This window comes from Acidobacteriota bacterium, assembly GCA_016712445.1.
Classification (GTDB): Bacteria; Pseudomonadota; Alphaproteobacteria; order Caulobacterales; family Hyphomonadaceae; genus Hyphomonas.
In genome coordinates this window covers 1,780,012-1,794,929 of the sequence record JADJRB010000001.1, presented here as the reverse complement: position 1 = coordinate 1,794,929, position 14,918 = coordinate 1,780,012, and the positions used below count along the sequence as shown (strand labels likewise).

The 14,918-nt window shown below is 65.2% G+C and carries 15 protein-coding genes; 6 read left to right on the top strand and 9 right to left on the bottom strand.

Annotated features, from left to right (window positions below):
- Positions 1 to 356 precede the first annotated feature (356 nt).
- The 3 genes from IPK75_09145 to IPK75_09135 are packed head-to-tail and all read right to left on the bottom strand — an operon-like array spanning position 357 to position 3,693.
- Positions 357 to 1,088: an ATP phosphoribosyltransferase gene (locus IPK75_09145; GenBank protein MBK8198524.1), complete on the bottom strand. Its 732-nt coding sequence runs from the start codon at positions 1,086 to 1,088 to the stop codon at positions 357 to 359.
- Entirely contained in the window at positions 1,085 to 2,203 is a 1,119-nt protein-coding gene (locus IPK75_09140; GenBank protein MBK8198523.1) for an ATP phosphoribosyltransferase regulatory subunit, read from the bottom strand. The genes IPK75_09145 and IPK75_09140 overlap by 4 nt, the downstream gene beginning before the upstream one ends.
- A complete protein-coding gene (locus tag IPK75_09135) occupies positions 2,200 to 3,693 on the bottom strand; it encodes a histidine--tRNA ligase (GenBank protein MBK8198522.1) in 1,494 nt (497 codons plus the stop codon). The genes IPK75_09140 and IPK75_09135 overlap by 4 nt, the downstream gene beginning before the upstream one ends.
- 408 nt (positions 3,694 to 4,101) lie before the next feature.
- Between IPK75_09135 and chrA the strand changes: the two genes are divergently transcribed.
- A complete protein-coding gene (chrA, locus tag IPK75_09130) occupies positions 4,102 to 5,400 on the top strand; it encodes a chromate efflux transporter (protein ID MBK8198521.1) in 1,299 nt (432 codons plus the stop codon).
- Positions 5,401 to 5,537: 137 nt separating this feature from the next.
- Positions 5,538 to 6,587 (top strand): TerC family protein, encoded by a 1,050-nt coding sequence (locus IPK75_09125; GenBank protein MBK8198520.1) that lies wholly within the window; start codon positions 5,538 to 5,540, stop codon positions 6,585 to 6,587.
- Positions 6,588 to 6,722: 135 nt separating this feature from the next.
- Here IPK75_09125 and IPK75_09120 read toward each other — a convergent pair whose 3' ends face one another.
- Positions 6,723 to 7,199, bottom strand: coding sequence for a PaaI family thioesterase (locus tag IPK75_09120; protein MBK8198519.1), 477 nt, complete (start codon positions 7,197 to 7,199; stop codon positions 6,723 to 6,725).
- Between the two features lie 82 nt (positions 7,200 to 7,281).
- On the opposite strand from IPK75_09120, the gene IPK75_09115 reads away from it, so the two are divergent.
- A complete protein-coding gene (locus tag IPK75_09115; protein ID MBK8198518.1) occupies positions 7,282 to 8,061 on the top strand; it encodes a hypothetical protein in 780 nt (259 codons plus the stop codon).
- Between the two features lie 12 nt (positions 8,062 to 8,073).
- Here IPK75_09115 and IPK75_09110 read toward each other — a convergent pair whose 3' ends face one another.
- The 3 genes from IPK75_09110 to IPK75_09100 all read right to left on the bottom strand — a co-directional run bounded on the left by IPK75_09110 (position 8,074) and on the right by IPK75_09100 (position 9,858).
- A complete protein-coding gene (locus IPK75_09110; GenBank protein MBK8198517.1) occupies positions 8,074 to 8,946 on the bottom strand; it encodes a MaoC family dehydratase N-terminal domain-containing protein in 873 nt (290 codons plus the stop codon).
- Between the two features lie 82 nt (positions 8,947 to 9,028).
- Complete coding sequence (locus IPK75_09105; GenBank protein MBK8198516.1) at positions 9,029 to 9,205, bottom strand: rubredoxin; 177 nt, start codon at positions 9,203 to 9,205, stop codon at positions 9,029 to 9,031.
- A complete protein-coding gene (locus IPK75_09100; GenBank protein ID MBK8198515.1) occupies positions 9,202 to 9,858 on the bottom strand; it encodes a TetR/AcrR family transcriptional regulator in 657 nt (218 codons plus the stop codon). Before IPK75_09100 ends, IPK75_09105 begins: the two co-directional genes overlap by 4 nt.
- Before the next feature lie 98 nt (positions 9,859 to 9,956).
- Between IPK75_09100 and IPK75_09095 the strand changes: the two genes are divergently transcribed.
- A complete protein-coding gene (locus IPK75_09095; GenBank protein ID MBK8198514.1) occupies positions 9,957 to 11,231 on the top strand; it encodes a cytochrome P450 in 1,275 nt (424 codons plus the stop codon).
- Here the strand turns inward: IPK75_09095 and IPK75_09090 are convergent.
- Together IPK75_09090 and IPK75_09085 are read right to left on the bottom strand one after the other, a co-directional pair.
- Positions 11,209 to 11,916: a phosphatase PAP2 family protein gene (locus tag IPK75_09090; GenBank protein ID MBK8198513.1), complete on the bottom strand. Its 708-nt coding sequence runs from the start codon at positions 11,914 to 11,916 to the stop codon at positions 11,209 to 11,211. The genes IPK75_09095 and IPK75_09090 overlap by 23 nt on opposite strands.
- Complete coding sequence (locus IPK75_09085; protein MBK8198512.1) at positions 11,913 to 13,277, bottom strand: AarF/ABC1/UbiB kinase family protein; 1,365 nt, start codon at positions 13,275 to 13,277, stop codon at positions 11,913 to 11,915. Before IPK75_09085 ends, IPK75_09090 begins: the two co-directional genes overlap by 4 nt.
- A gap of 194 nt (positions 13,278 to 13,471) precedes the next feature.
- Between IPK75_09085 and IPK75_09080 the strand changes: the two genes are divergently transcribed.
- Together IPK75_09080 and rpsT are read left to right on the top strand one after the other, a co-directional pair.
- Entirely contained in the window at positions 13,472 to 14,254 is a 783-nt protein-coding gene (locus IPK75_09080; protein MBK8198511.1) for an enoyl-CoA hydratase, read from the top strand.
- A 118-nt stretch (positions 14,255 to 14,372) separates the two neighbouring features.
- The gene (rpsT, locus tag IPK75_09075; GenBank protein ID MBK8198510.1) at positions 14,373 to 14,636 is read left to right on the top strand and encodes a 30S ribosomal protein S20; all 264 of its coding nucleotides are present in this window, start codon (positions 14,373 to 14,375) and stop codon (positions 14,634 to 14,636) included.
- The last annotated feature ends 282 nt before the right edge of the window (positions 14,637 to 14,918 follow it).

Sequence of the window (14,918 nt, the reverse complement as noted above, 5' to 3'; positions counted from 1 at the left end):
AACCAAGTCAACTCAGGCCACAGGATTACGTCGAATTAATCGAATCCATGATCGAATAACAATAAAATGTATTGACGTTTTTCGATATGGTCTTATTGTTAATCGTGAAGCCGGGTTCTGGACGCCAAGATCCTCCAACGCCCCTCGACTCCCCTGAAGTCTTGACCAACGGAACCCGGCCTTTCCCACACGGCAGGCCGAACCGGGGATTTTTCCGGATAACGTCTCGCGATGTCAGGGAAGCCGGAATGAAAAAGAGGCGCAGCGCCGTAGCCGGCTAGCTGCGCCCCTCCACCGTTTGCAGCGTTTCCTCCCAGAAACTTGCCTACCCATACGGCAACGAATCCCGAGTTGTGTCAAGAATGTGTCGAAACATTTTTTCGGAAATCGTGATCGCCCTGCGACAATGCGCCGGTCAGAACTGCCCGTGCAGCTTCTGCAGAAGGGCTGAAATGTGCCCGAACGGACGTGGCAAACGCCGCTTCACTGGTCAATATAAGGCCGTCACGCAGAATTTTTAGCGCATTTGCCTTCAAAGTTGCGCCGGTGGTCGTGATGTCAACGATCACGTCCGCGGTGCCGGTCGAAGGGGCTGCTTCCGTGGCCCCCGCGCTTTCGACGAGCCGGTATTCCCCGACCGATTTCTGGGCGAAAAAGCGCCGGGTCAGGCGCAGGTATTTCGTCGCGACGCGCAACCGGCGGCCATGCGCCTTGCGGAAGGCGGCGCCGGCAGCTTCGAGGTCGGCCATGGTGTCGACATCGAACCAAGCCTGCGGCACGGCGACGACCACATCTGCGCCGCCGAAGCCAAGACGCCTGAGGACGCGGAAATCCTCCGGGCCATCCGGGGAGAGGTCGTTCAGCAAGTCTTCGCCGGTGACGCCGAAGTGCAGGCTGCCATCGATCAGGCCTTCGGCGATCTCGCGGGCGGACAGGAGCCGCACCTCGGCGTCCAGCCCTTCGATCTCGGCCGTGTAGCCACGCTCGCCGCCAATCTGGCGGAGCGGATGGCCGAGGCCGGCGAGCCAGGCTTCGGTCTGTTCCTTGAGGCGCCCCTTGGAAGGGATCGCAATCGTCAGCCGGGTCATTCCCCTGCCCTCCGCACACGCACCATCCGGTCCGGTCGCACGACACCGCCGATGCCAGTGGCTGAAACCTTCCCGCCTGAGAGACCGGCGATCAAACCGTCATAGCGACCACCTGCGGCGACCGGTTGTGCGGGCGAAAGCCCTTCCGCCAGCACTTCAAAGACGAAGCCGTCATAATAGGTGAAGCGCCGCCCGAACCCGGCGCGGAATGTCGCCGTGCGCCGGTCACCGGGCACGAGCGCGAGGATCTTTTCGACCCGCGCCGCGAAGGCCGAGAGCGCGGCGTCTGCGCCGCTGAGGCCATGCGCGCCGGCGAGCGCCGTGAGTGCGGCGGGGGCGTCCGCGAGCGGGCAATCCACCTCGCGCAGCCCGAGCAGGACCGCGCGGGCCGCCACCGGCAAGCCGCCCGCCTCGATGGCGGCGCGCCGGGCCCGCAGGCCATCGGCGATTTCGGCGAGGCTGCGGGCGCCGATCAGCGGCACATCGCGCGCGGCGAGCACGGTGCCGAGCGCGGCTTCGGCATCCGGCGCGTCGAGGGCGGAGAGAATGTCCGTATCCAGAGGACGAGAGGCGGCGTCCAGCACCGCGCGCACGCCGCCTTCCTGACGGAAGGCACGCTTCAGGAGGTCGGTCGTGACCGGCGGCAGACCGAGCGCATCGATGAAGGCGGGAAAGACCGCGAGGTCGCCGGTGACGATGGCGCTGGGACGGACGCCGCAGGCCTCAACTGCGCGGTGCACCAGCGCGAAGAGTTCGGCGTCGGCGGCGGGATCGGCCGGATAGCCAAACCGCTCGAGACCGACCTGCGTGAACTCGAACGGGTCGTCCGGCGCGGCCGGCAGGCGGAAGGCGCGCGCCGCATAGGTATAGGTCTTGGCGGACGGGCCGCCTTCCAGCCGCACCGCTTCGCGCTGCGCCACCGGCAGCGTCAGGTCCGGCCGCATCGCCATTTCCGCGCCGCGATTGTCAGTGAAGACACAGAGACGCGCGCGCACGGCCTCGCCGGAGAGCTCCAGCGGAATGTCCGCAGGCAGAACATAATCGGGGTCGACCGGCGTGCCACCTGCGGCTTCGAACACCGCGCGGGCGACCGCCACAAGCGCGTCATGGTTCATGTCTGGGCCTCGACGATGGCGCGCACGGCGGCAACCATCCCGGCACGCGGCACTTCGATCTGGCCGGGGCGCGCCTCGCGGTATTCTTCGTTGGATGAGATGGCCTTCGCCTTCAGCGCGCCCATCTCGAGATCCTTGATCGTGACGGTGCCCTTGGCGACTTCGTCGCCGCCGACGATGACCACGGCGGGCGAATTGCGGCGGTCGGCGTATTTCATCTGCGGGCGCATGCCGGAGGCGCCCATGTAGGCTTCTGCGCGGATGCCGGCGCGGCGCAGTTCGGCGGCAAGGCCGAGCGCAAGGCCGGGATTGTCCTTGTCCAGATTGAGCACGACGACCGGGCCATCGAGCTTCGCGCCCTCCCCCATGATGGCAAGCGCGGCGGCGAGCCGCGAGATGCCGATGGAGAAGCCGGTCGCGGGCACGGTCTCACCTGTGAAGCGCGCGACGAGATCGTCATAGCGCCCGCCGCCACCGATGGAGCCGATGCGGTAGGTCTTGCCGTCGTCGCCGGTGACTTCGCGCAGCAATTCGGCTTCGAAGACCGGGCCGGTGTAATATTCCAGTCCTCTGACCACGGACGGATCGATCTTCACATCGTCTTCCGGCGCACCGAGCGCTTCCAGGGCGACGGCTATGGCTTCCAGTTCGGCGAGGCCTGCCTTTCCTTCCTCGGTGAAGCCGGCGGCTTTCGCGAGATTCGCAAGCGTGACCGCGCGCGTTGCGGCGCCTGCTTCGGCGAAGGCGAGAACGCGCTTGACCTCTTCCGCGCCAAGGCCTGCGCCCTTGGTGAAGTCGCCGCTCTCGTCCTTGCGGCCCGCGCCGAGCAGGTCCGCGACGCCGGAGGCGCCGAGCCGGTCGAGCTTGTCGAGCGCGCGCAGGATGGTCAGTCGCGCGGAAGGGCTTTCCGCGCCGACCGAGTCGAGCACGCCATTGAGCAAGCGCCGCGTATTCACACGCACCACGAACTCGCCGTCCCTCATGCCGATGGCGCGCAGCGCTTCAGCGCCCATCGCGATCATCTCGGCATCGGCATGGAAGCCGGGCGCGCCGACGGTATCCGCGTCGCATTGCCAGAATTCGCGGAAACGGCCGGGGCCGGGTTTCTCGTTGCGCCAGACCGGACCGGCGGCATAACGCCGAAATGGGCGGCCGAGCGACTGGCCTGCCTCTGCCACGAAGCGGGCGAGCGGGGCTGTCAGGTCATAGCGCAGTGCCATCCACTGTTCGTCATCGTCCTGCAGGGCGAAGACGCCGGCGTTCGGGCGGTCATCATCGGGGAGGAACTTGCCGAGGGCGTCGGCATATTCGAAGGCGCTTGAGTCAAAGGCCTCGAAGCCCCACTGGCGATAGACACCCGTGACGGTTTCCACGAGCCGGGCCTGAGCATGGATCAGCCCTTCCCGCTTGTCGGGAAAGCCGCGCGGTTTGCGGGCGAGATCCTTGCCGGTGAGGGGCGCGGGGGCGGGCGGGTTGGCCTTGTCGCTCATGGTCTTTGCAGGTCCTGTGTCAGGCTGAGCCCGCTTAGACGGCGCGGGCCGGAATGGGAAGGCGGCGCGTCGATGCGGCGCGGGACCGGGTTTCGGCCTGCCTCATCTGGATCGGTTCTGGAAGGGGAACACTAATCAGAGGCGCAGCCGGACCGGTTCGCGCCTCGACGGCGCGTTAGGCGTGATGGTGGGCGTGGTGCGAGCTCGTGTTCATTGGCCGCGCGGATACGCAGCCAGAGCGGCAAAGTCAACCATAGCCGAATTAACCGGACGCTTCAGCCGCAGCGCTTGCGAACGCCGCGGTTCCGGCTAGATATCGGCCCTGCGGGCTTCGTGGGCGCCCGGTCAGGCGCCTGCGCCCAAGCCCCACTCGATGGCCTGTCGGCCGTGAGTGTGGAGACTTGAAAGATGACGACCCCCGCCCCTTCCTTGCGCGAGCTTACTGCCGCCAGCTTCCGGATCGGATGCCTCGGCTTCGGCGGGCCCGCCGGACAGATCGCGCTGATGCACCGCATCTTCGTCGACGAGAAGAAGTGGCTCAGCGAGGCGGAATACCTGCACGCTCTCAATTACTGCATGCTGCTGCCGGGGCCGGAAGCGCAGCAACTGGCGACCTATGCCGGCTGGCGGCTGCACGGCGTGCGCGGCGGCGTGATTGCCGGAGCGCTGTTCGTTCTGCCGGGGGCGCTGGTCGTGTTCGGGCTGACTTGGCTCTATGCGACGCTCGGCACCACGCCGATCGTCAGCGCGCTGTTTTACGGCATCAAGGCGGCCGTGATCGGTTTCATCCTCGAGGCGCTTTGGAAGGTCGGCAAGCGGGCGCTGAAGACGCCCGGCGATGTGGCGCTGGCGCTGCTGGCTTTCTTCGCCCTGTTCCTGTTCGCGCTGCCGTTTCCACTGGTGATCGCCGCGGCGGCCGCGATTGGCCTTGCACGGAGTTTCGGCGCGCCGATCAGGCCGGCGTCGGAGGCGACTGGCGCCGCGCCCAAAGCCGGACGTGCTTTCGCCACGGCACTCGGTTGGGCGGCCGTCTGGGCCGCGCCGGTGCTGGCCGCGTTCGCCCTGCTCGGGCCGGACCATGTCCTGACCCGCGTGGGCATCCTGTTCTCGAAACTGGCGCTGGTCACTTTCGGGGGCGCCTACACGGTGCTGGCCTATCTGCAGCAACAGGCCGTAGAAGCGGAGGGCTGGCTGACGGCGCCGCAGATGATCGACGGGCTGGGACTTGCCGAGACAACGCCGGGGCCCCTGGTGCTGGTCAACCAGTTCGTTGGCTTCATGGCTGGTTGGCAAGCCGAAGGCGGCGGGCTCGGGCTCGCGGCGCTGGCCGCGCTGATGGCGAGCTGGTGCACCTTCGCCCCCTCGTTTGTCTGGATTTTCGCGGGCGCGCCATTCTCCGAAACCCTGCGCCGCAGCCGGTTCGCGGCGGGCATGTTGTCGGCGATCACGGCCGCCGTGTTCGGGATCATCGCCAAGATCGCGCTGGTGTTCGGGTTCGCCGTGCTTTTCCGGGAACAAGGCGCAATGCACCTTCCCGGCGGCGGGTCCATCATGCTGCCAGAGCTTGTGACGCTTGACCTGCTGGCGGCAGCCATTGCGACCGCCGCCGCCATCGCGCTGATCCGCTTCAAGGCCAACATCCTGGCCGTGATCCTGACCTGCGCGATCGCGGGACTTGTTCGCCTCGCCCTGCCCCCGGGTGCTTGACGCCGCCGGGGGCAAGCCTATCTTCCGAGGCGCACTTGGAACCGGGCCCCTCTGGTACCTGCGGCGGCAGGTATGATGTCGGATCCCTCACGGATATTGCGCTGACGCGGCGCGCCTTTCCGGACACCTGCGAACCCATGCCTGAATTCCTGACGGTTGCGTATGCCGGCCAACCCCTTTGGCTATGGCTGGCTTTTCTTTCACTGATCTGCGCCCTTCTCTGGGTCGACCTTGGCCTTCTGAACCGCAAGGACGCGGTCGTCTCGCCGGCGAAAAGCGCCATCATGTGGGCCTGCTTTGCCTCGCTGGCCGTGGCCTTTGGCGCCTACATCTACTTCGCTTATGAGCCTGACCCTGCATTCTACAACGACCCTGAAAACCTGAACCTTCAGGCGACAGTGCAATTCGCCACCGGCTACCTGCTCGAGACGGCGCTGGCCTTCGACAACATCTTCGTCATCGGTCTCGTGTTCACGTTCTTCGCGGTGCCCCGCGAGTACCAGCACCGGGTGCTGTTCTGGGGCATCCTTGGCGCGATCGTCTTCCGGGGCATTTTCATCTCGCTGGGCGCTGCGGTGGTGAACGAGTTCACCTGGGTGCTGTATTTCTTCGCGGCCTTCCTCGTGTTTACCGGCGGCAAGATGCTGCTCTCGGGCGGCGGCGATGACGACGAGATGGATCTCAACGACAATGCGGTGCTGAAATTCCTGCGCAAGCGGATGCGGGTGACCGACACGATCGAGAACCACAATTTCCTGGTCCGCAAGCCGCACCCGGTTACCGGCAAGGCCGTGGTCTGGGCGACGCCGTTGTTCCTGTGCCTGCTCATGGTGGAAGCCGTCGACATCATCTTTGCGGTCGACTCTGTGCCTGCAATCTTTGCCGTCACCCGTGATCCGTTCATCGTCTACACGTCGAACATCTTCGCGATCCTCGGCCTTCGCTCGATGTATTTCATGCTGTCGGCGGCCGTGGAGCGGTTCAAGTACCTGAAGTACGGCCTGTCGCTCGTGCTGGTGCTGATCGGCCTCAAGATCTTCTGGAACTTCCTGCTCTACAAGGAACTGCACGTCGTGCCCTACCTTGAGCCGCAATGGTCGCTGATCCTGACGGTTGCCCTGCTCGGCGGCGCGATCCTGTTCTCGCTGTGGAAGACCGGCGGGCAAGAGAAAGCGCCGCTGGGCTGAGCCCCCCTCCGTCAGTCCGCTTTGCGGCCTGCCACCTCCCCCGCTTCGCGGTGGAGGATAAGGGGGGCTTGATGCCTCGTCATCCTCCCCCGTTTACGGGGGAGGTGTCCGCGAAGCGGACGGAGGGGGAAGTCCCTAGGCCTTCGCCTTCGCGGCTGCCGCTTCGCGCATCGGGGCGCCGTCGCGGCGCGGGATGATCTTGAAGATGCCGGTGCCGCGCATGATCGTCTTGTCGCCGGTCCAGATACGGCCTTCGACGGTGATGACATCGTCCTGCTGGCCGACCACGACCCCGTCGCCCTCGACGAAACTGCCGAGCGGGGCGCCGGCGAGGAAGTCGCACAGGAGGCGGACGGTGACCCACCAGGTGTCCTCGTCATTCTCGACGGCGCCGCCCCAGGCCATGTCGGCGAAGGTCATCAGCATGCCGCCATGCGCGTTGAGCATGCCATTGGTGTGATACTCCTCGACCCGGAAGGCGCGGGTCAGGCGGCCGTTCTCGCGCTTCTCGAACAGGGGGCCAATCTGGCGGCCGAAGCCGCGGTGCCAGGCGAGTTGGGTATAGCCGGGCGGCAGTTCGGTGGTTTGGTATCGGTTGAAATCATCGGTCATGCCGGGCGGGATAAACCCGTCCGCAGGCAGACTGCAAGGGATGCCTTGAATTTGCCATCTGAGATCGCGAAGCATTGTCGCCATGATCCGGGGACTCATCGCTACGCTATTCGCTGCCGGCCTGCTTGCCGCAACCGCCTCGGCCCAGGTCCGGGCGCGCGACAACGCGGTGGTTTCCGCCTCGGTACTGGGCGCGCGGGAAGCGCTGGACGCCTGCGGCGGGCGCGACCTGCTGGACGTGATCGTGCCGGACGGCCCGTTCCTTGACGCCTGCAAGTTCCACGACGCCTGTTACCGCTCCGGGGCCCTCGACCAGGGCGTGTGCGACGCCGACTTCCTGGCCGACATGCGCGAGGCCTGCGACGCCCACTATGACAAGGCTTCGGCAAGCGGCAAGCACGCGGCCTGCGAGATGGCGGCTTACACCTACTATCGGGCGGTGAATTCCCGGTTCGGTTCGATGCTCTATCCGCGCGGCGTTACCGAGGGCCAGTTCGGCGCCGTGACGCAGACAGTCAGCGCCGGGCTGAACGGCACGCATCACCTCGAAGCCTGCGCCGAGGCGCGCAATGCGTCGAACCGCAAGCTGCGCTTCTTCATGACGCTGCACGACGCGAAGGGCAAATGGGTAGCCACCGCGCCCGGCGTCTCTTCGCTGTCCCTGCAGCCCGGCGAGTCAAAGACGCTGTGCGCCGGCACCTCGCTGTCCTGGTTCCGCAGCGCCGACAATATCGGCGCGGCCTATGCGCTAACCCTGAAGGTCGACGACCCGTCGACGCTGAACCCGTTCGGCGACCTGATCGATGTTGACCGGATGGACTGCGAGACCGACAGCGGAACCTGCCGGCGCGTCACACGCTAGGCGCCCGGCGCCTCAAGCAGCGTACTCGACCCCGCCATTGTTCAGCACGATGCGTCCGTCGCCCGCGACGGTCTGGAAGATCGCCTTGCCTGCGCCGTCCTTCCAGACGCGGATCGTCAGCACTTCGCCCGGCAGCACTGGCGACGAAAAGCGGCCTTCCATTGCCTTGAAGCGCGCGGGCTCATTGCCGCACAGCGCCGATAGCAAGGCGCGGCCCGTGAAGCCATAGGTACACAGCCCGTGCAGGATCGGCCTCGGGAATCCTCCGACATCGGAGAATTGCTTGTCCGAATGGAGGGGATTGCGGTCGCCGCTCAAACGGTAGAGCAGCGCCTGGTCTGGCCGGGTCTGGTAGGTGACCGACACGTCCGGCTCGCGTGCCGGCGCCTCGTTGGTTTTGGCGGACGGGCCGCGGTCTCCGCCGAAACCGCCCTCACCCGTGATGAACACCGCCGAGGTCAGCTCGAACAACGGCTTGCCATCCGCCACGAGGGTCGCCTCTGCCTTGGTCGCGATCACCGCGCCCTTGCCCTTGTCGTAGATGCCGGTGATCTCATCGACGAGCGAGATTTCGCCGGCGACCGGAATGGGCCGGTGCAGACGCAGTCCCTGCTCGCCGTGGACCAGCATGCGCGGATCGTAGGTGCCGGCATTCGACACGGCGCTCTTGCCGCCATCGGCATTGAAGCTGGACAGCACGCAGAAGGTCGGCAGGACTTTCTGGTCGACGCCCATCGTGTTCTCGGTCGTGAATTCGAGCTCCGATCCGACGGGGTCGGCCACGCCGCAGCCCACGCCGAGCGCATAGAGGAGCGCGTCGCGCGAATCCCAGGCCCACTTGCGGGGCGTTCCTTTAGATCCGACGGCGGCGGGATTGACGGGCATGGGCTTCCTCCTGCGGTTTTTCTGGTTTGCGCCATTCAACAGGACGAGGCAGGCGCCGACAATCGCAAAGGCCGCCTGCGCGTCAGATTTCGATCATGTCGAACTCGGCCTTCGGCGTGCCGCAGAGCGGACAGATCCAGGTGTCCGGGATGTCAGCCCAGCGCGTACCGGGCGCGAGGCCTTCGTTCGGGTCGCCATGTTCCTCTTCGTAAATGTAGCCACAGGTCCTGCATTGCCAGGTCTTGTAGGGATCGCTCATCGGGCCGTCTTCCGTGTCGTGGTGGAGAGGTGTTCGCGTAGCGACTCGACCAGCGCGTCGCGGACGGGGCCCGGATCGAAGCCGGGATCGATCAGGCACTGCATGCGCAGCCCGAGCAGGCTGCAGCCCGTCATCAGCGCTTCGGCGTCCGCGTCGACGGCCGCCCGGATGTGGCCGCTCGCCTGTCCCCGTTCGATGAAGCCGCGAATGAGGACACGCTCGACTTCGTGCGATTCCGCAAAGGCAGGCCGCGTGTCCTGCCGGTCGGCGACGGACGCGGACAGGAGCATGAAATAGGCATCGGCCTCCGGCGATGCGCGCAGGCTTTCGCAATGCAGGCGGATGAAGGCGACGAGCGCGGTCAGGCCGTCCATGTCCGCAACATGCACCGCTTCCAGGATTTCGGTCTGCCAGTCGTGCAGGTAAGCGATGACCGCACGGATAAGCCCGTCCTTCGACCCGAATCGCTGCGTGACGAGGCCGCGGGAAAAGCCAGCACGCTTGCCGATCGTTTCGAACGTCGCCGCCGCAACGCCTTCCTGGGCCACAACCTGTATCGCCGCCGACAGGAGTTCGCGCTCCGACCGGTCGCGGCGTTCGGCCTGTGTGAGGCGCGCGCCCGTGCTGTCACCGGAAGGCTTTACGGTCGTCATGTCGCACACCTAACATAGTTGTTGGCTGTATAGCAAGTTTGTAGTATCGATCTCCGCAAGCGGCCCGAAGATGGACCGCTCCATCTGGGAGGACTGACGTGACCATACCTGCCGAGATCGCCCGCGATGTGATCGACCCGAAAGCCTATGCTGACTGGGACCGCTCGCACGCCGCCTTTGCCTGGCTGCGCAAGAATGCACCGCTCGATGTGGCCGAAGTCGAAGGCTTCGATCCGTTCTGGGTGGTCTCGCGGCATGCCGACATCCTCACGGTCGAGCGTCAGAACGATCTCTTCCACAACGAGGACCGCTCGGCGACCCTGACCACGATCGAATCCGACAAGCGCGTCCGCGAAATGATGGGAGGATCTCCTAACCTGCTGCGATCGCTGGTTCAGATGGATAATCCGGACCATGCGCAGTATCGCCGGCTGACGCAGGCTTGGTTCATGCCGCAGAACCTGCGCAAGCTGGAAGACCGTATCCGCGAGATTGCGCGCGGTTTCATCGACAAGATGGCATCGCACGGCACCGAATGCGACTTCGCACGCGACGTGGCGTTCCTGTATCCGCTGCACGTGATCATGGAAGTGCTCGGCGTGCCGCCAGCCGACGAGCCGCGCATGCTGAAGCTGACGCAGGAGCTGTTCGGCACGCAGGATCCTGACGTGAACCGCTCGGGCAAGGAAATGGATGATGCCGCCGAAGCGCTGAACATGATCAACGCGACGGTGCTCGACTTCATGACCTATTTTAACGCGATGACTGAAGACCGCCGCAAGAACCCGCGCGAGGACCTCGCGAGTGTCATCGCCAACGGCGCCGTCTACGGCCAACCGCTAGGCCATCTGGAAGCGATGAGCTATTACATCATCGCGGCGACCGCCGGACATGACACCACATCGAACACGACGGCCGGAACGCTCTGGGCGCTCGCGGAAAACCCGGCGGAGTTCAGGAAAGTGAAGGACGACCCGTCTCTGATCCCGAGCCTGATCGAGGAGTCGATCCGTTGGGAGACGCCGGTGAAGCACTTCATGCGCACAGCGACCGCCGACACGGAAGTTGCTGGACGCAAGATCCGGAAGAATGACTGGCTTTTCCTGTCCTATCCTTCCGGCAACCGGGATGAAGCGGTGTTCGACGATCCGTTCTCCTTCAAGGCTGATCGCTCGCCGAACAAGCACGTCGCCTTCGGGTATGGCGCACACGTCTGCCTCGGCCAGCACCTCGGCCGCATGGAGATGCGCGTGTTGTGGGAAGAACTCCTGCCGCGCCTTCAATCGGTCGAGCTGAACGGCACGCCGCGCCGCACGCAGGCAAACTTCGTCGCCGGCCCGAAGGAAGTGCCTATCCGGTTCCGGATGACTTGACCTGCGGCGCGCCAATGCGGCGCAGCACCAACCACCATATCGCCGCCCAGGCGGCGCCGAGGCACCAGCCGGCGAGCACATCGGTCGGCCAGTGGACGCCGAGATAGACGCGGCTGATGCCGACCAGCAGCGTGAGCAGGATCGCGCCGCCAAGGACAAAGGCCTTGATCCGGCGGTCCGGCTGCGCCCGCGCCATAAGCGCACCCAGCGTCAGGAACGCGATCGCGGCCTGCGTGGCATGGCCGCTCGGAAAACTTGAACTGGCTGCGTGGGTGAGATGATCGACAAGGTCCGGCCGCGCCCGGTCGAACCCCCACTTCAGCAGGCTGGTCAGCAGCGCGCCGGATCCGACGGCGGCCACGACGATACCCGCCGTGACATAATCCTTGAGGACGATCCGGTAGATCGCGGCGCCGAGCGTCAGCAGCGTGAGGACGGTATAGCCGCCGAGTGCCGTGATATCGATCATCGAATTGAGCAGCCAGTCCGGCCCGATCGGCGTTGCCGGATTGTCGGGCAGGCGCAGCCAGGTCAGCACGGCATGGTCGAAGGCGTGTGTCTCGTTCTCGGCCACCTCATCTGCGATACTGGCAAAGCCCCAGAGGCCGAACGCGATGACACCGAGCAAGGCGATCGGGCCGACTTCGCGCAGCGAAGCGAGCGAAAGCCAGGCCGGGCGCTTCATGCGAGTCCGGCTGCATTCAGCGCGGCGGCCTGGCGGGCTGCGACCGCTTCAATCGAGAACCCGTCGAGGCTATCCTCAAACAGGCGATGGAAATTGAGCTCCGCGCCGAGGCGCAGATAGGCGGCGCCCAGACCGATGGCGGCGCGGTCCATGAAGACGAACTCGCGGGGGATCTTCACCGGCCCCTTCTCCTTGAGGAGCTGGCGGACACGGAAGGCTTCCTTACGCCCGTATTCACCGGCGGTGACGCCGTCTGCGACCGTGCGAACGCGGTCGTCGATGATCGGGCCATAGATGAAGCGCGCCCAGACGTTGAGCACCTCGACAAGATCGCGCGACAGGTTCTGGAAGCCCCAGGTTTCATAGGCAGCATACGCGGCATCGAAGTCATCGTTCCGCATGGCGCGGTAAAGATCGACCACGCCGCCGACGAACTTCGCCGGAAAGATGCGCACGCAGCCGAAATCAAGCAGGTTGATGCCGGTGCCGCCGCCGGTGACCTGATAGTTGCCGAGATGCGGGTCGCCGTGGATGACAGCGTAGGAGTTCATCGGTCCCCACCAGGTCCAGAACAGCATTTCGGCAATCCGGTTGCGGGTCTCCTGGGGCGCGGTTTCGAACTTGTCGAGCTTGTCACCGCTGAGCCAGCTCATGGTCAGCAACCGCTCCGTGGACAATTCGGGCACCGGCGCCGGACAGGTGACAAAGTCCTTGTCCGCAAGCATGGCCCGGTAGAGCGCCATGTGCTTCGCCTCGCGCGCATAGTCGAGTTCCTCGCGCAACCGGTCGGTGATCTCGTCGACCATCGCGTCAGGGTCGATGGAGCCGTCCATGCGCTTGAACATGCCGAGCAAGGTGCGCAGCTGGCTCACATCGGACTCCACCGCGCTGGCCATGTCCGGGTATTGCAGCTTGCAGGCGACATCGCGGCCATCATGCAGCGTCGCACGGTGGACCTGGCCCAGCGAAGCGGCATGAGAGGCCTCCTTGCCGAAGCTTGCGAACCGGGTCTCCCAGCCCGCCCCCAGCTCGGCCCGCATCCGGCGCTTCACGAACGGCCAGCCCATGGCGGGCGCCTCGGCCTGCAGCTGTGCGAACTCGGCCGCGTATTCGGCGGGCAGCAAGTCGGGCACGGTGGACAGGAGCTGCGCGACTTTCATCAGCGGGCCCTTCGACTTGCCAAGGGCAGCAGCCAGGGCTTTTGCGATGCGCTGATCGCCTTCATCGCCGCCAAACAATGACTGGGCGGCGAAGGCGAGCCCGGCGCCGGAGAGGTTGGCGCCGACCTTGGCAGTGCGCGCGAGGCGGCCGGTGAGGCGGTTGCGTTCGGGGTCGGCCGGCTGGGAGGGCTTGTCGGTCATGCTGCGGATATAGAGTGGGGCCAGCAGCTTGCACAGGCTGCGGCGGCGGACCGCGTGACTCCGGTTCCGGGTTGGCGTATAGCGCCGCGAGTTTGCCACATTTACCGAGGCCTGCCCTGCTCCATCGCCGTTGTTCGCACCTGCCGGACCCTTCGCGTTAACGCAGCTCCCTCACCTCCCCCCGGAAAGCGCCCATGTCTTACAAGACCCTGATCACCGAGACCGACGCGGAAGACGGCTTTGCCGTCATCCAGATGAACCGGCCAGAAAGCCTGAACGCGCTCAGCGAGGAGTTGATGTCCGAGTTGTCTGCGGCCTTCGACAGGTTCGAGGCCGATGACAGCGTGCAGTGCATGATCCTGACGGGTTCGAAGAAGGCCTTCTCCGGCGGCGCCGATGTCAAGGAAATCCAGGCGAAGACCTTCCCGCAGTCCTACTACGAGGACTTCATCACGCGGAACTGGGAACGCGCGGCGCGCACCCGCAAGCCGCTGATCGCGGCGGTGGCCGGCTACGCCATCGGCGGCGGCTGCGAACTGGCGATGATGTGCGACATTATCCTCGCCGCGGACAATGCCCGTTTCGGCCAGCCGGAGATCCGGCTCGGCGTGATGCCGGGCGCAGGCGCTACCCAGCGCCTGACGCGGGCGATCGGCAAGTCGAAAGCGATGGAACTGTGCCTCACAGGGCGAATGATGGAAGCCGTCGAGGCTGAGCGCTGCGGCCTGATCAGCCGGATCGTGCCGGCCGACGACCTGATGGAAGAAGCGCGCGACCTCGCCCGCACCATCGCCCTGATGCCGCGCGCCGCCGCGATGATGACTAAAGAGGCGGTGAACGCCGCCTACGAAACCCCGTTGTCACAGGGCATCCAGTTCGAGCGGCGCCTGTTCCAGTCGCTGTTTGCCACCGATGACCAAAAAGAAGGCATGAAAGCCTACATCGAGAAGCGGACGGCGCACTTCAAGGATCGCTGAAATACCCCGCCGAACGGCTGCGTTTGGGCGATTATCGCGGTTGACGCCTACCCGCCGTTTATGTATCTCCCCGCCTTCGGCCTGACGGGGGACTTTCCCGGGGCTCCAGGAGTTTACCATGGCGAATACCAAGTCAGCCAAGAAGATGGTGCGCAAGATTGAAGCGCGCACCGAGGTCAACAAAGCCCGCCGCTCGCGCGTGCGCACCTATGTCCGCAAGGTCGAAGAGGCCATTGAATCGGGAGACAAGGCTGCTGCTGCCGAGGCCCTGAAGGCTGCACAGCCGGAAATCATGCGCGCCGTGACCAAGGGCATCGCCCACAAGAACACGGCCTCCCGCAAGGTTTCGCGCCTTTCGGCCCGCGTCAAGGCAATGGCCTGAACGACATTTCTGCCCCGCTTTGGCGGAGGAAGCGCAGAGCCCGCCGGGACATCCCAGCGGGCTTTGTTTTTTTGTCCAAGGCGTCAATTTTTATGACCCGGTTGGCCGCGGCCAACGCGCGCGAATTCCTACCTAAGGATGAGAGCAGGTTCGTCAAAAAGTGACGCTGTGGCCTGGCTGCAAAGGTGCCATTAAAAACCGAGTTTTCCACAGGCGAATATGGATGTTTGCGGTTGACAGAACTTCTGCGAACAAAAGCGATCAGGCGCTCACAAAAAGAAT